This is a genomic window from Lysinibacillus sp. ZYM-1 (assembly GCF_001308875.1).
In the GTDB taxonomy this organism is placed as follows: domain Bacteria; phylum Bacillota; class Bacilli; order Bacillales_A; family Planococcaceae; genus Lysinibacillus.
This window is the reverse complement of record NZ_KQ465122.1, coordinates 86,739-104,024: the sequence shown is the minus strand read 5'-3', so window position 1 is coordinate 104,024 and position 17,286 is coordinate 86,739. Positions and strand designations below refer to the sequence as shown.

The window sequence follows — 17,286 nt, the reverse complement described above, 5'->3', positions numbered from 1 at the left end:
GTTTTCCTTTTTCTATGTCTTCAGTTATTTACACAAAATATTTTATACTCTCATGGAAATAAGTTAAATTCTAATGATAAATACTGTAAAATTTATTTATTACTAATTTAGTAAAATAAACTTATATGATAGATAGTAAATTCCAAATAGAGGTGGATTTATATGCCTAAAATTGACAATATGTTAGCAATTCTATGGATGCTTAGTTCAGGTGAAAAAATTACTGCAAAACAAATTGCAGAAAAGTTAGAGATGAATATAAGGACTGTTTATCGTTATATTGATACACTTTCAACAAGTGGTGTACCTATAATTTCAGACACAGGACATAACGGTGGATATACTTTATTAAATGATTTTATTGAAGCTCCTCTTTTTTTTGATTTTGAGGAGCAAACTTCACTATTTCACGCTGCTGTTTTTGCAGAAGAAGCCGGATATTATGGAGGTGAAGCACTAAATAGGGCCATTTCAAAACTAAGCAAATACTCAAATCAAGAGCAAGAAACAAAGATAAATCAACATTTAACTAGTCTTGAAGTAATAAGTCGATTAAGTTCAGTCTCTATGGAACCTTTTTTGAAGGAGTTGGAGCAGGCCGTAGCTGACGAGTACTCAGTAAAAATTCTTTACCATAAAAGTGGCGAAAAGCAATTAAATTATAGATTGGTCGATCCGTACAGAATTATCTATTGGAATAATAAGTGGTATGTGATTGGATTTTGTCATCTTAGGAATGATATCCGTAGTTTTAGAGTAGATCGCATTGAAAGTCTAATGCTAACCGAAAATAAGTTTAACCGGCCAGGAAATTTTTCAGCACGTGACTTTTTTATGAAAAACCTCCTTCCAACTATAGAAGATAAGGAAGGGATTACTTCTTTAGTTATTAATGGGAATACAGGGACGTTGGGAGATATTTGCCAACATTGGTTTTTAGGACATTATTTACAAGAACGCACTTCAAATCAAGCAGTATTTATTCTTGAAAAGGATATTATACATACATATGTACCTTATTTACTTTTACCGTATGGTAAATCTATTCAAGTTATTGAGCCAATAAGTCTAAAGAAAAGACTTATTGAAGTTCTGTCGGAATTAATAAAATTTCATCAAGTATGATAACTTCACTGACGTTAGCTGTCAGTGAAGTTATATTATAATAGGCTATATTAATTGAGATTGGAGCGTTATTGAATGCAAACAAAAAAAGTGTATCTTTATGTATTTAATACAATGTCAGACTGGGAATATGGATATTTGATTGCTGAATTAAACTCTGGAAGATATTTTAAAAAAGATTTAACCCCATTAAGAGTAGTTACAGTAGGAGCTAATAAAGAAATGATTACTACAATGGGAGGACTGAGCATACAACCAGATATTTCTCTTGATGAATGTACGCTTGAGAGTAAAGATCTTTTAGTCTTACCTGGTGGGACCACTTGGAGAGAAGATATTCATCAACCTATCTTAAGAAGAATTGGCGAAGCTTTAAAGCTTGGTACTATTGTTGCTGCAATTTGTGGTGCAACTGAGGCTCTTGCGAATATGGGATACTTAGATTCTAGAAAACACACAAGCAATGACTTAGAGTATATTAAAATGGTCTGTCCTAATTATAAAGGAGAAAAATTTCACGAGATGGTGCCTGCGGTATCAGGTGAGAATTTGATTACTGCATCAGGGGTAGCACCTCTGGAATTTACTATGGAAGTACTGAAAATATTAGATGTATTTACACCCGACACATTGCATTCATGGTATAACCTAAATAAGACTCATAAAACTGAATACTTCTTCCAGTTAATGAATTCAATAAATAGCTGAACTAAAAATCAACTTAGCAGTTTATTAATTCAAATAAAAACCATGCTTTAGACAATGTCAAAGCATGGTTTTTGTATATTACTTAAATATGTTTATGGAAGTAAAAAACTTACAAAGCATTCCTGAAGTTTTTATAAATAGAATTGGTAACTAAATCTTTTTTAATCTTATTGCATATAGGTGTGCTTTTTTCTTTGGTAATAATGTTGGAATAATCTTCAAGAATCGGGCGCAATTGTTAAAGAAAGCCAATGATTATTTATTGTGAATTGTAGTGGGAAATTTGATGTTGCAGTAGTGAATGTGGTCATATGTTGTAAAAAAAGGATAGATGCAAGCAGGTATAATTCCTGTTCATCTATCCTTTTCTTTTTATCCACTATAATGTGTGACATTTTAATAAAACACATAATTATTAAGTTCTATATTTATTTTTTGACTTTTAATAAAATCTATTCTGACCTGCTTCTTTGAATTAATATTGGAATTTTTTGCGTGTCATCAGCAAAATAGCGATGGCAGGTATTGTACAAATCAACATGGCTGCAAAGGACAGGCCGGGCGATAATTCGTATAAATAGCCTCCCAAAAATGTCAGGATGGCTGTGCTTAAGCCCATGGCTAATGCTGAGTATATTCCCTGTGCATTTGGTATTTGTTCCTTAGGTAAGGTTTGCGTTAGATAGCGAATAAAAGCAAAATGTGCTAGGGCAAAGGATAACGCATGCAAAGTTTGAGACGCAATAAATACCCAAACATTTGGGAACATAAAGATTAGTAACCAACGTAGGGAAGAACCACTAGCTGCTAAGAGTAATAAAGAAGATGAGCGCCATTTCTTAAATAATGTATCAGCCTTCATAAAGTATAGGATTTCACAAATAACCGCGATGTTAATAATCATGCCCATATAGAATGGGTCTACTTGTAAATCTTCTAAATATATATAGCCATAGCTATAATAGGAGGCATGTGCACCCTGCAATAAAATAACGATAAATAAGACAATTGGGAAGCCTTTGATAGTCCATAAATTTTTCATAGACAACGATTTAGCACGTTGCTCTTTTGTTGGTACAACGAGTAATTCTTTTGGCGTGGATAATTGCTGCATAAGCAACATGCCTATTAACCCAATAATCATGCTCCAAAAGATAACATTTTTCCCGAATACACCTGTCAGCATACTAATAATCAATACGGCAATGACAAAGCCAAAGGAACCGTAGGAGCGGCTTTTGCCGTAATGAATGTTGCCATGCTGAACAAGCGTTGCGGCACTACTTTCCACAGCTGGTAACAGTGCTGGATAAAAAATACTAAATAAAATAGTTACAATTAATAATGCGATAAAGCCCGTACTAGGTATATACAGCAGTGCTGTTAGAAGTGCACCAACAGCTAGAATGGTAATGAGTCGTTTATTGTTTACATATTTAGCGAGAGCTGGGAAGAAGAAAAGGTTGGACGTGGCACGAGCGAGTAACCCACAGCCCATAACAACACTTGCTTGCGACACGGTCAGATGTTTGGCATCCACAAGCCATCCAGTCCAATAGGGTAAGAATATGCCCCAAGTAATAAAAAATGAAAAGAAATTTTGAGAAAGCCATCGTTGATTATTCATAAATTTACCGTACCTCCAATAACTATGTTGAATAATAGCACGTTCATCGCTACAATAATGTGAGATATCTCATATTTTTTATAGGAGAGAGTAAAAAATGCATATTCTAACAGCAGAAGCACGTACCCATTATCTAGAAAAATATCCTATCCATGATTTTTTCTCATTTGACATTGAACCATATCTGGAAGTTTGTCAATTTGACAAAGGGGAATGGATTTTCCAAGAAGGCTCCTTTCCAGAAACATTGTATTACATGATTGAGGGCAAGGCGAAGCTCTATATGACGCATAAAAATGGCAAGGTTTCACTCATCGAATATTTAGAGGCGCCCCGTTTTATGGGGGAAATTGAATTGTTGAATGAGGCAAGGTATACCAAGGGGATTCAAACGGTAACCAAGACAATTTGTTACTCGATTACCCAGTCATGTAAGGAAAAGTTACTTGCCGATGCCCTATTTTTACGCCGTCTTTGTGTGTTTTTAGGTGAAAAGGCGACAAAAATAACCGCCAAATATACACAAAATCAGGCATACCCCTTTGAAAATCGTTTAGCGGCTTTTATTCAGTTATCTGCTGATCAAGGTGTTTACAAGGAAAAACATACGGAAATCTGTGAGTATTTAGGGGTTTCCTATAGACATTTATTATATGTACTGGCCCAATTTTGTGAGGAGAAGATTTTAGAGAAACGAAAGTCAGGGTACCATATTATTGATGAAAAACGTCTCGCTCAATTGTCACAGGAGATTCAGTAGTTGAAGGGGTATGTAACAGTACTCTGAGGAAGGTGAGCCAAAAATTAATCTTAATAATGGGCTACGCCAGTTACAAGCTGTCATTCAGACTTCAAGGAAAGAAGTCTGGGTTAGGTTTGTTGTATTCGCTTTTTTTTATGAGCCAGCGAGCGATGTCCTTGCCGCTATAATAAAAGTCTACTTCATTAACCCTGTTTTTTTGGATGGATTTGTCTAATGTATCTTCCATAACGTCAAAAGGTAGAACACCGATACATAAATGTTTATTTGGTGCAAAACCTCTAAGCGGCTTACTTACAGATTGTATCGCTTCACTGTTGTTGTCCACAGAATTTTGTGTCATATGGAATGCAAGTAGTTCTCCTTGTGCCAATTCTGTGCTTGATGAGTAACCAGTACTTTTCATTCAACATGCCCCCTTTTGTCGTTACATTTATTGTACAAGACTGGTTTGAAAAATAGCCGTCATTTACAAGGCTTTTACGAAAACTTAAAGGTTCCTAGTATAGTTTGTATTTTGTAACCGTATTCATACCAATCTGGAATAAAAATCATAGAAAACTGATATAAATTCTTTTGAAAAACTCATACTCAAACTATTGTGAATTTTTCTAACACGAAGTATTATTGTAGTTAGATTTAACGTGAAGGTTTTCACAAAGTCACGTTATCGTGAGGAGGAATTTTAATGAGTGCAATTCGAGTAGGTATTGTAGGATATGGAAATTTAGGTCGTGGTGTCGAGTATGCTATTTCGCAAAATCCAGATATGGAATTAGTAGCAGTGTTCACACGTCGTGACCCTTCAACAGTCAACGTAGCAAGCAATGCGAGCGTATATTTAGTAGATGACGCTGAAAAATTCCAAAATGACATTGATGTGATGATTTTATGTGGGGGCTCTGCAACAGATTTACCAGAGCAAGGTCCACATTTTGCTCAATGGTTTAATACAATTGATAGCTTCGATACACATGCGAAAATTCCAGAATTTTTTGATGTGGTTGATGCAGCAGCGCAAAAATCTGGCAAAGTATCTGTCATCTCAGTTGGTTGGGATCCAGGTTTATTCTCATTAAATCGTCTACTTGGGGAATCTGTATTACCAGTTGGTACAACGTATACGTTCTGGGGAGATGGTCTAAGCCAAGGTCACTCAGATGCAGTCCGTCGTATCGAAGGTGTTAAAAATGCTGTTCAATACACGTTACCGATTAAAGATGCTGTAGAACGTGTACGTAACGGTGAAAATCCAGAGCTAACAACACGTGAAAAACACGCACGTGAATGCTGGGTTGTGCTAGAAGACGGCGCAGATGCGGCAAGAATTGAACAAGAAATTGTGACAATGCCTAACTACTTCGATGAATATAATACAACTGTCAACTTCATTTCTGAAGAAGAATTTAAAGCAAACCACACAGGTATGCCACATGGTGGTTTTGTGATTCGCAGTGGTGATAGTGGTGCAAACGATAAACAAATTCTTGAATTCTCATTAAAACTCGAAAGTAATCCAAACTTCACGTCTAGTGTGTTAGTAGCATTTGCCCGTGCGGCACATCGTCTAAGCCAGGCTGGTGATAAAGGGGCGAAAACAGTATTTGATATCCCATTCAGTCTGCTTTCACCAAAATCAGCTGCTGAATTACGTAAAGAATTACTCTAACCCTAGAATAAAAATCCGGTTATCATTGATTTGATAATCGGGTTTTTTTATTTGTTCCCATCAAAGTTATTAAAATATGGTAAACTGTCAATAATTTAATAATCTGAATTTTTGTAACCTTACACAAATGGGGGTTATCGTTTACATGACAGATATTATCATTCAATCCAAATGTATAGCACCAAATCCATCCAATCATTGTATTAATAGAGCCGCACTTATAAGAACATTAAAAAAAAGCCATCAGCATACTTGCACACTCATCCATAGCGGGGCAGGATATGGCAAGACGACCATTCTCACTCAATTCCTTTGTCACGAAACTCGCCGTTATTCTTGGTATAGTATTTCCGATGAAGATGATACAATCTTACCTTTTCTAAGGCATCTTTTTTTTAGTATACAGCGAATTGTGCCTAATTTTGGACAGACATTTGATACATGGGACCAATTATCACGTTTTCCAAAAATGGAGGAGCTTAATCGATGGTATAAGCTTTTTATTAATTGCTTATGTAGCATTGATGAGCCACTCCTAATTGTTATTGATGACTATCATCTTGTCGATCATGTATTTCACATTAATTATTTAATGGAAAAAATTATAGAGTTTGCTCCACCAACTGTACATTTCATAATTGCTTCTAGAACATTGCCCAATTGGGATATTATGAGGAAATTAAAGCTGCAAAAAAAATTACTTGTAATCTCAGAGGGCGAGCTTGCATTTTCAACCGAGGAAATCGCCGTTTTTTTTGAAGAATATGTTGATGTGCATTTGTCCAGTTCAGATATCGTAAAGATTTTGGAAATTACAGAGGGCTGGGCGATTAGTATTTCTTTACTAGCAGAGCAATGGCACCAGGCTTCTTTAGATCATTGGCTAACAATTTCCACTAATGATCTTTTCACCTATTTGTCGGAGGAAGTTTTTAGTACGATGACGTCCACTGAGCAAGAAATTATCTTAAAATTAGCGATTTTCCCAACCTTTTCAGTCAAATTATTGGTGGATTTTTATGGCTCTGAGCTTGCACAAGTATTGACTTCTTTAACGCAACGCCATGTATTTATTCAGTCCGTTACAACAGACGGCATCTATCGCTTCCATGCATTGTTTAGTCGATTTCTAGAAATGAAGTGGCAACAGTATCCAAGTCAATATATCGACCTTCATAAACAAGCTGCATTGTATTATGAGGATCAACATAACATTCAAGCAGTCCTTTATCATGCCTTTAAAACGAATGATCATGAATTTTGTGGAGAGCTCTTACAGCTTCATGCGGAGCCATTAATTCGTGCTGGCCAATTTGAATGGTTGCTAGAAAAAATCAATCGTTTTACAGTACAAGAAAAAACACAGTTTTATAAATTGTATTATTTTGAAGGCGAATGTCATCGTTACCGTGCATTTTATGAAAAAGCAAAACAATCCTACGAGAAATGTGCAACCATTGCTAAGCAGCAACGGGATAATCTCTTTCTAACAAAGGCTCAGGCAGGGCTAGCCCATATTTACTTAGACACCATTCAACCTGCATTAGCAGAGCCACATTTAGAAAAAGCATTAGAGTTAGCCAAACATACGCCTTTACCTAAGGAGGAATTATTAGAACTCCAACGGAAATATGCTGAAAATTTAGTGAATTTAGGGAAGGCGAAGGGAGCACAATTATTTATTGAGGACGTAGCCTTACCAGAGGACGTTGTACAACGAGCAAATGTCGATGTACGTGTTTTATTACGCACGGGGCAACTACAAGAGGCAAAGGAATTATTAGTACAACGACTTGAATTACCACCTCAACTTGTCGCAACTCATCGTGAAAGTGAATTGTTAGCAGCTTTTGTTTATACATTGCTAGGGCAAGGAAAGGATGCTTGGTATGCGTCTCAACATGGTATTCGAAGAGGGGTACGTGAGAAGTCTGTTTTCATTGAGGCTGTTGGTTATATCAGAAAAGCCCATGCCTTGTTATTAATGGATTACCCAGATTATTACGGGGCGTGCCATGCCTATGAAAAAGCGTTGACTTTAATGAATCCCATCAATATCTCACGGGTAAAGGCAGAACCTTATATGGGGATGGCCATTGTCAAACATATGTTGGGTGATATGGTAGCAGCTAAGAAATATTTAGCGCTTGGCTTACAGGAAACAGAGCAAGTACAAGATGCTTGGATGACGGCCATAATACTCATAGCTGAGGTGAAAATCATTGTTTCTGAGCAAGAAACGGCACGTGCGAAGGAGTTGTTAAAAAAGGCCCAACAACTATTTCACGAATGCGGTGATCATAATGGTTTAATGCATGTGTTATTTTATCAAGCCGTGATTGCCTTTCAAGAGCAGTCTATCGAACAATTTCAACCTTATTTTCATCAGTTCGCACAATTGTGTCTGACAAATGGCTATCATTATTTTCTACAAGAGAAAATGATACTTGGCCCAAGCAATCGAATAATTTTTTATGAGCTATTGCAATTTAGTCAACAATGTGGGGAAGAACATGCCGCCATCGTTACGTTGCGACACTATTTACAAGTGGAGGACAGTATTAGCTACTCGCATGATGAAATGCAACTCAATCTTTTGGGAAGTGTCAGTCTTCTACGGGGACAACGAAAGCTTGAAGATAAAGAGTGGCAGCGGGATAAAGCAAAGGAGTTATTCGTGTATTTGTATTGTCATCGCCATCGCTTTACACCGAAGGAAGAAATTGCCCAAGCATTATGGCCTGAACGTAGTGTTGAATCCTTGGATCGAGATTTTAAAGTAGTTTTGAATACATTACTAAAAGTGCTAGAACCACAGCGTCACGCAAGACAAGATAGTTTTTTTATTCAACGAAAAAATAATATGTATCAGTTACAGCAAATTCTTTATCTTCAAATTGACGTGGAACGCTTTCTATTTTACTACAATTTAGGCATGGAGGAATTTGATCCAGAGTTTTCCAATGAATGGCTACAATTAGCTGAAGCGTGTTATACAGACGCTTTATATGCGGAAAAAAAACAAATAGATTGGCTGAACCAGGATCGCGAAAAACTACAATATTTATTTATCGAGGTACTGGAGCGCTTAGCCCAAAACGCGACGAGACAGCAACAGTTTAAGAAGGCGATTGACTATGCAGAGAAAATACTACGAGAGGATGCACTGTGGGAGGAGGGATATCGCCTGCTCATGTACAGCCATTACCAACTCCAAAACCGCTCACTAGCGCTAAAATGGTATGAAAAATGTGTCCAGCAATTACAGCAAGAATTAAACACAACCCCAATGGAATCTACAATGGCTGTTTATGATTTGATTATGGGGTAGTGAATTTTTGGGAAAAGTCGTTTGTTTGTGTAGCAAGGTGGTGGGCACCTGTTTTAATGTGTGAGTAAATTGATTCACGCTGAGTTTTTAAATAATTTATAAAAGCCATATATTTGGAGGAACAACTATGCCATTTTGTCAAACTAGTAAAGCTAATATTTACTTTGAAATAGTCGGAACGGGAATACCGATCATCATGTTACATGGTTTTTCACCTGATCATCGATTAATGAAAGGGTGTATGGAACCGATTTTTTTAGAGCGAGAGGGATGGAAACGTATCTATTTCGATCTTCCTGGGATGGGGAAGACAACGGACTATTCATCAATTCAGAACTCAGATGAAATGTTAGAAGCGGTCAGCGAGTTTATACACACAATCATTCCACATGAATCCTACTTGTTGGTGGGTGAATCTTATGGAGGCTATTTAGCGCGAGGTATTATGAGGACATCAACAGATCGACTTTTAGGTGCTGCCTTTATTTGCCCTCTCATCATTCCTGAAAAAGAGCAACGTACAGTGCCAGAACATTGTATCGTGAAATCAGATGCTAATTTTTTATCAACATTAAGCCAACAGGAACAAGAAGATTTTCAATCGCATCAAGTGGTTTTAGACGCTTATAATTGGATGCGCTATACAACAGAAGTGCTAGCAGGATGTTGTATAGCGGATCAAGCATTTTTAGAAAAAATTCAGCACAGCTATGGTTTTTCTTTTGCCGTCGATGAAAGATCTTTTGACAAGCCTAGTCTCTTTTTGCTGGGCAAACAGGATTCCGTTGTTGGCTATCAGGACGCCTTTGCGATTTTAGAAAAGTTCCCAAGAGCATCCTTCGCGATATTAGATATGGCTGGACACAATTTGCAAATTGAACAACCTGAATTGTTTACGAAGCTGATGATTGAATGGTTGGAACGAGTAGAAGGAGATAAAGGAAGGATTAATACAAATGATTAAAAATAATGAAAGTATACTTGCGAATGAAACCATATTTTTACGAGAATTCACTGAACATGACTGGTTCGATGTACATCAATATGCCTCACAAGAAATTGTTAAAATAACCGTATCGGCTATTTTGAAATGTTTATATTTTAACCAATTTTTTGTTCGTTGATTTATTTTATATACAGAATCCCGTCTCTTACCGACGATACCTTCCATGTTCTTTTCCTTTGTTAATCGAAATTTAGGACCAAACGAATTGAGAACAATCGCTTTTTGTGATAAAGGTGCAATAGTTTGAAATAAGGGGATTTAAATCATCATTCAGCAAATCTGAATTAGGTAATAATGCATATAGCATTTGTGATTTGTGTATATGCATTTGTTGCAGACCTTGTTACACTATAGTTATTACTGAGAATCATTATTAATTAATAGCCTTCTAGTGGCAACATCTGTTAGGAGTATTTCATGGGTGCAAAACTATTTTTACTATATAGTAAGACCTAAACACTTTGTCTGGTCCTATGATAAAATACTACATTGAAATTGCCATTTACATAATGACTGAATGCATTGTTAAGAATGATTTACCCTTGTGTAGCCTGACTAATCCCCAAAAATAGCGTTAGGTTGATATCTCAGAAATAGATTTATTGTTTGGCATTAATGAAAGTAGACCAGATGTACAATGTTTGGATAGGGAACAGGTGTGTTATTATGATAGATTTGGATAAATTAGCCGAGATATTTGCTAGAGGTTTCTATGATATAGAAGGTGTCCACCGTTTAGTCATCCAGCCGAAAAGTATATTAAGTGAATTAAGGACCGTCCAGCATGGATTTCTTTTTGTAATTCGTGGAGAGGCTAGAATGCGTGTGAATGGAACTGTCTATGAATTACATCCAGGCTCAGTATTTCATGCTGTTCCAGGCATGCAACTGGACGCGCAAGTTTTAGGTCAATCAGAGTACGAGTACTATTTACTGTTTTATAGATTTGACAAGTTAGACGAAGTATATAGCGGTCATGAATGCAACTCTCATTTCAAACTGGAAGCGGGAGCAAATCCAAGAGTGCTAGAATTACTTATCATGCTTCATCAAAATGCTAATACACTTAGAGGTATCGGGAAGCTTCGTGTTAAGGAGTTATTTTTAAGTGTCATGCATCAAGTTTTGGTGGGGTGTAAGCATCGAGAGAGTGGCAGTTCTCCAAGTGAAAGGGTGATAGAGGAGGCTATTGCATACATACACCGGCATTATATGAATCCGTTGACACTAGACGAATTGGCGGAGCTGCATGCAATGAGTCCCAAACGCTTCTCATACTTCTTTCACAAACATACTGGCCTTCGTCCAATCGACTATCTTATCAATTATCGTATGGAAAGAGCGAGTGACTTACTTAAAGTAAGCAATTTTCCTATCCATGATATCGCTATTAGTGTCGGTTACGCCAATCCGCTATATTTCAGTAGAGTGTTTAAAAAGAAATTTGGTGTGTCTCCCTCCGTATACACAGCTAAATTAGATAATCATATAAAATGAGGTACTGATTAATGTATTACGCCTGCTACTGGTGATGAACCTAAAGTGCAGGCTTCTTCGCTTTTGTCTCATTCTTTCTTTCCAGCCCCATTTTACATGTCGGTTAAAACATCATTCAGCCAAACCTGGAGTAGATAATAATGCATATAGTATTTGTGATTTGTGTATTTGCATTTGTTGCGGACCTTGCTACACTATAATCGATAATGAGAATCATTATTAACTGTTTAGAGGAAATCTAATCAGAGTATTTCATGGGCGCAAAACTATTTTTACTATATGGGAAGGATTAGTAATATTGAATACAAATAGACAATTATGTATTGGATTAGTCTTATCTACTTGGTTGAAAGGAGACGACTGGCGGCGCTCAGACAGCGGTGTAGAAAAAATGGGTTCAATTGACCCTTACATTGATTTGGCAAAGATGGCGGAGAAATCAAAGCTCGATTTTCTTTTCAGGGCGGATTATCTTTTTGTTAGTCCACAGATGCTTGGCGATTCCGCTAATTTTGGTAGCCCTGACCCTACTATGATTTTTGCAGCGATTGCTCGTGAAACCGAGCGGATCGGGCTAGTAACGACTATTTCTACGACGTTTAATCTGCCGTATGTTGTTGCTAGACAGCTTCAGTCTTTGCATTGGCTAAGCAATGGACGTGCTGGCTGGAATATTGTCACTTCTATTGAAGGAGCCGAAAATTTCAGTGAATCACCTATGCCTTCACACCAAGAAAGATATGCGAAAGCAATTGAATTTACTGAGGTCGTACGCAAACTCTGGGAAAGTTTTCCGAATGAAGCCATTGTTATTGATCGTGAGTCAGGCATGTTTTCTGATAAGGATAAGGTTTCCCCAATTAATCATTCAGGTGAGTTTTTTAGTGTTAAGGGACCACTTACTTTGCCTGCCCATAAATCGGGACCAATTCCTTTATTTCAAGCAGGTGCGTCGGATACAGGACGAAATTTTGCCTCTTCAATAGCAGATGCTATTTTTGCAGCGATGCCAGACCTTGAATCGGGAGTGGAATTGCGAAATGATATGAGAAGAAGAACTATGGAGCATGGGCGCGATCCGGACGCCATAAAAGTTTTGCCAGGTTTATATTTTTTCTTGGCCGAAACTCGTGAGGAAGCCCATGAATTACATAAGGCTGCACATGCACATTTGACTATTGAACGCAGACATGCATCGCTTAAATCATTACTGGGTCTTGATTTGAGTAGCTCTGCATTGGATCGTCACGTAACTTCAGATATGCTTCCCGATCCGAATCAGCCAGTCCGCAGCCGAACACATGCTGAGCTGTTGCGGAGGTATATTACAAATCATCAGCCTACAGTGGAAGAGGTATTAGCAAGGCCGGAGGTTGTCGGGTCTGCTCACTGGGTTTCCGTTGGAACGGTTGAGGACGTATTGAACGATATAATTGAGCGATTTGAGGCTGGAGCTATTGACGGATTTATAGCTATTCCGGGTGGTTCAGAAAAATCTTTGAAAATATTTTTTGAAAAGCTGATGCCGCAGTTAGTTGCAAGAGGTTTGTTCAGAAGTGAATATACGGGTGTCACCTTGCGGGATCATTTAGGGATTAATATTACTGATCATTAATAATAGGGATACGCTTTGTTTTTAGAGTGGTCTAAAATAATCTGCCGCTTTCTGAATTATCCATTCGAGACGCCAATTGGTGTAGTAACCGTGTTATCTGGTGTCCCTTTCTTTATTTAATTAAGAAGAAAGGGGGAAGGAGCATTTGAAAAAGCTAAGTCAGCGCGCTCGATTTTTGTTTTTTCTTATTGAATATTGGCACTTTCCTTCGTTGTATTGTATGTTGCCGTAGCGAATGGAACGTTTGATATGTCGGTGATAGATGTTATTAGGATGTTATTTCGTGTTCAATCCGTCAGCGAGTACGACCTAGTGATTTTCGAATTTAGGTTACCGCAAATTGTGATTGGAGCATTAGTCGGACTTGCGCTATGGATTGCTGGTGCTGTCCTTCAAGCAGACCCGGGCATTCTTGGGATACATTCAGCTGCTGGAATGGTGATTATTTTGTACATTTTTTTTCATTCAAGGAACGGTGAAAGCACAAGATTTTGAAGTGGCGATTGTTTGGTTATCAGGCAGCCTTTATAGTACAACTGGGCTTCATATATTAGCGGTATTACCATGGATAATAATTTAACTCCAATCATTTGGTGGAGATCGCACAGACTTAACCTATTAAATTTGGATGAGGTATCAGCCATAGGAATAGGTTTAAATAAAGATCGGAAAAGAATGATTTTTCTTTTATGCTGCGTCAGGTTAGTTAGCGCATGTGTATCTGTAGCAGGAAGCGTTGGATTTATTGGCTTAATTGCCCCTCATATGTCTAGGAGGCTAGTCGGTATTCATTATAAATATGTAATACCTGTCTGTGGAGGAATCGGCATGCTTATGGTGTTAGTCGGGGATTTTATCGGAAAGACGATCTTTGCTCCAGCTGAACTGCCTGTAGGCATTGTGATCTCCATTATCGGTGTTCCTTATTTCGTATATCTGCTGTTTAAAAAAGAAAGTAGAGTAAAGAGAGAAGGGAGCCAAATCATTGTACAAAAAAAGAAGTGCAGAAGAAATTGCAATTAAAAATCAATCTTCTAAAACTAACGACAAGCTTATAACAAAATAAAATTTTAGGTGGATTATTTATGTCATTAACAGTAGAAACACAGCTAACAAAAGTGGTTAAAACTACTCCAATATTAATTTCTTTCTTAATTGCTGGTTTCATTGGATTGTTCAGTGAAACGGCTTTAAACATGGCTCTCGGAGATTTAATACAAATATTTTCTATTAGTTCTACCATGGTGCAATGGCTGACAACAGGTTATTTATTAACCTTGGGGATATTAGTTCCTGTCTCGGGTCTCTTACTTCAATGGTTTAGTACTCGTCAAATATTTATTGTATCATTGGTTTTTTCAATTATTGGGACACTAGTAGCAGCTCTTGCACCAAGCTTCGAAGTATTAATGTTTTCTCGAGTGATTCAGGCTATAGGTACGGGATTATTACTGCCCCTGATGTTTAATACGATCTTATTGATTTTTCCCATCAATAAGAGAGGTGCAACAATGGGACTAATAGGGTTAGTCATTATGTTTGCACCCGCAGTTGGACCCTCAATCTCAGGATTAATTCTTGAAAAACTGACTTGGAATTGGATTTTCTGGGTTTGTTTACCGTTTCTAATTCTTGCGTTGGTATCGGGTATAGTGTATATGCAGAATGTATCGATCATAACTAAACCCAAAATTGATATATTATCTATTATTCTATCTTCGATTGGTTTTGGCGGAATCGTCTATGGCTTTAGCAGCGCTGGTGAGAATGGCTGGGGAAGCACGATTGTGATTACGATGATTATTATAGGGCTTGCTGCACTTACCTTGTTTTCTTTGCGACAATTTAAAATGGATAAACCGATGCTTGATTTACGTGTATTAAAATATCCAATGTTTACTCTAGGTTTATTGGCAGTATTTATTTGCTTCACGATAATAATGTCCACGATGATTTTGTTGCCATTATATTTGCAAACAGGACTAGCATTGACTGCATTTACCGCGGGGCTTGTTTTGTTGCCAGGTGGTGTGCTGAATGGGCTAATGTCCCCAATCACAGGTCGTATCTTTGACAAATTCGGACCAAGAGGACTTGTTATACCTGGGTTTGCGATCATGTTTACCATGTCATGGATCATGTCAAACGTCACCATTGAAACGCCGGTTAGTATGGTGATTGTGATGCACTCCATTCTGTTTATAGGTGTATCGATGGTTTTGATGCCTGCTCAGACAAATGGACTAAATCAATTACCGAAAAATCTTTACCCAGATGGTACTGCTTTAATGAATACATTACAGCAAATGTCGGGAGCAATTGGCACTGCAGTTGCGATTACGATTATGTCCGCTTCTCAGAAAAGATTTATGAACAATATGACTGATCTATCTGACCCTTCTTCAATTAGAGCTTCATTAACAGCGGGAGTACAGGACTCCTTTATATTCACTCTAATTATAGCTATGGTTGGTTTAATTATTTCCTTCTTCATCAAATCTTCTCGCGTTAAATAGGGCTTACTGAATAATTTAAAACTCTTATTTTACGGCTCAAAACAAAAATCAGTGGTTGACATTATAATATAGAAGCTACTTGACTAATCAAGAAAATGTGCGATTGTAGAATGTTTAAGGTAGAAAATGATCCAACTTTTCATAAAAACAAAACTTAAATCTGTTAGTAAAGAGTCCATTTTGATCCAACTTTTTTTCAAAATGGATTTTTTTATTTAGCCACAAAATACGGCTTTTGAGATATTTTTGTATTTTTGATTAAACTTCAGCTGTCATATTAGCTGATATTGAAGAAAAGTAGGGCAAATTAAGCAATCACTTATTTTTAATATGTGGTCCTTCTACGGGAGGAATTATTGAATTATTGCTCTTTGCTTAGCTGCAGGAATATCCGCTATAGAAATTGTAAATCAATATCAAACTAAAGGACCCACTATATTTCCGAGTTGGTTATGTTGTTTCTCCTTCTTCAAAATGGAATGAATTTATTTCATGAGAACGTTGGTTCTCTCAATTAAGTACAAGTGTAATCTCACAAAAAAGCAGCTATAGGTGCATTGAATAAGAAAAATGAATATTGAGAATTGAATAAATTAAGTGTACTTAATAATATTATCTATAGTGCGAAATTATTTCTAAATAATGATATTAATGTACATATACCTTATGGAGGTTTTTTTATCTGATTTGATATTACAAATACGGGTTACTCTTCTGAAGAGTTTTCCAATTTTGCATTAAAACATTATAAGTTATCTGTTGTTTCCGGAGATAATTTTGGAAAGAATGGAGTAGGTTTTGTAAGAATAAATTGTACCACAGAAGCCTAAGCGTAAAAGAAGGATTAAATAGATTTATAAGTTTCTATAATGAAAGGATGCTAGAGATTGAAAATCCTGTAAAAGGAAGATGAAAAAAATTTTACTTTTTAATTGTTAGGAAGGCTTTTTAAAAGAAGTTCTTTAATATTATTTAGTTTGGAGCCAAATAGAGGAGAAGTAAATAAGGTAAAAAGGTATGAATAGACTTTTTATCAACCTTAAAAAGAGCTTGATTGTTTTTTCGTTCTATTAAAGTATGATTAACGACAAAAATCATCAAGCGCATGTGTGTCTTGGCTTTGACACGTACAGAATTGAGTTGAAGAACATAGCACAAAGATGATCAAACTTTTTTATTAAAGATAAACAATTTGACAAAATCATCTTTTTCTATCCAGAGCCGTCAAAATTATTTGGATACTCATTGGCGAGCTAGCTCTTTAATTCCCCATACACACTTCGGGATGTTCTCGAAGGTAATCTCTAAATACTATATATTAAAGTTAATTGATTTTGCCAAGTTTGGCGAAATGTATGGGAGTCTTTTTCTTATTAATTAGCGTAATGATCTTTCAAACAAAAAAGCTTGTAAAGAAAAAATAGCAATTTTC

The 17,286-nt window shown here is 36.7% G+C and carries 12 protein-coding genes and 2 pseudogenes; 12 read left to right on the top strand and 2 right to left on the bottom strand.

Features of this window, described 5'->3' with window-relative positions:
* Positions 1-162 precede the first annotated feature (162 nt).
* Together AO843_RS14595 and AO843_RS14590 are read left to right on the top strand one after the other, a co-directional pair.
* Positions 163-1,125: a helix-turn-helix transcriptional regulator gene (locus tag AO843_RS14595; protein ID WP_054611823.1), complete on the top strand. Its 963-nt coding sequence runs from the start codon at positions 163-165 to the stop codon at positions 1,123-1,125.
* A 75-nt stretch (positions 1,126-1,200) separates the two neighbouring features.
* On the top strand, positions 1,201-1,833 hold the full coding sequence (locus AO843_RS14590; RefSeq protein ID WP_054611822.1) for a type 1 glutamine amidotransferase family protein: 633 nt from the start codon (positions 1,201-1,203) through the stop codon (positions 1,831-1,833).
* 475 nt (positions 1,834-2,308) lie between these two features.
* Here the strand turns inward: AO843_RS14590 and AO843_RS14585 are convergent, their stop codons facing one another.
* Positions 2,309-3,460, bottom strand: a complete 1,152-nt coding sequence (locus AO843_RS14585) for an MFS transporter (RefSeq protein WP_054611821.1) — start codon at positions 3,458-3,460, stop codon at positions 2,309-2,311.
* Between the two features lie 97 nt (positions 3,461-3,557).
* Between AO843_RS14585 and yeiL the strand changes: the two genes are divergently transcribed.
* Complete coding sequence (yeiL, locus tag AO843_RS14580) at positions 3,558-4,220, top strand: transcriptional regulator YeiL (RefSeq protein WP_054611820.1); 663 nt, start codon at positions 3,558-3,560, stop codon at positions 4,218-4,220.
* Positions 4,221-4,311: 91 nt separating this feature from the next.
* Here the strand turns inward: yeiL and AO843_RS14575 are convergent, their stop codons facing one another.
* Positions 4,312-4,626 carry a hypothetical protein gene (locus AO843_RS14575; protein WP_054611819.1) on the bottom strand — a complete coding sequence of 105 codons (315 nt, stop codon included), beginning with the start codon at positions 4,624-4,626 and terminating at the stop codon, positions 4,312-4,314.
* 282 nt (positions 4,627-4,908) lie between these two features.
* Between AO843_RS14575 and AO843_RS14570 the strand changes: the two genes are divergently transcribed.
* The 9 genes and pseudogenes from AO843_RS14570 to AO843_RS14535 all read left to right on the top strand — a co-directional run bounded on the left by AO843_RS14570 (position 4,909) and on the right by AO843_RS14535 (position 15,854).
* Positions 4,909-5,889, top strand: a complete 981-nt coding sequence (locus AO843_RS14570; RefSeq protein ID WP_054611818.1) for a diaminopimelate dehydrogenase — start codon at positions 4,909-4,911, stop codon at positions 5,887-5,889.
* Between the two features lie 145 nt (positions 5,890-6,034).
* Positions 6,035-9,220 (top strand): BTAD domain-containing putative transcriptional regulator, encoded by a 3,186-nt coding sequence (locus AO843_RS14565; protein ID WP_054611817.1) that lies wholly within the window; start codon positions 6,035-6,037, stop codon positions 9,218-9,220.
* Between the two features lie 127 nt (positions 9,221-9,347).
* Entirely contained in the window at positions 9,348-10,184 is an 837-nt protein-coding gene (locus tag AO843_RS14560; RefSeq protein ID WP_054611816.1) for an alpha/beta fold hydrolase, read from the top strand.
* Positions 10,177-10,344, top strand: a complete 168-nt coding sequence (locus AO843_RS24860; protein ID WP_197278931.1) for a hypothetical protein — start codon at positions 10,177-10,179, stop codon at positions 10,342-10,344. The genes AO843_RS14560 and AO843_RS24860 overlap by 8 nt, the downstream gene beginning before the upstream one ends.
* A gap of 548 nt (positions 10,345-10,892) precedes the next feature.
* Positions 10,893-11,723: an AraC family transcriptional regulator gene (locus AO843_RS14555; RefSeq protein WP_054611815.1), complete on the top strand. Its 831-nt coding sequence runs from the start codon at positions 10,893-10,895 to the stop codon at positions 11,721-11,723.
* Between the two features lie 298 nt (positions 11,724-12,021).
* The gene (locus AO843_RS14550) at positions 12,022-13,338 is read left to right on the top strand and encodes an NtaA/DmoA family FMN-dependent monooxygenase (protein WP_054611814.1); all 1,317 of its coding nucleotides are present in this window, start codon (positions 12,022-12,024) and stop codon (positions 13,336-13,338) included.
* A 15-nt stretch (positions 13,339-13,353) separates the two neighbouring features.
* Positions 13,354-13,458: pseudogene (locus tag AO843_RS24555) on the top strand (ferrichrome ABC transporter permease); the annotation flags it as partial.
* A 129-nt stretch (positions 13,459-13,587) separates the two neighbouring features.
* Positions 13,588-14,295, top strand: a pseudogene (locus tag AO843_RS24070) (FecCD family ABC transporter permease); the annotation flags it as partial.
* A gap of 128 nt (positions 14,296-14,423) precedes the next feature.
* Positions 14,424-15,854 (top strand): DHA2 family efflux MFS transporter permease subunit, encoded by a 1,431-nt coding sequence (locus AO843_RS14535; RefSeq protein ID WP_054611811.1) that lies wholly within the window; start codon positions 14,424-14,426, stop codon positions 15,852-15,854.
* Positions 15,855-17,286: the final 1,432 nt, after the last annotated feature.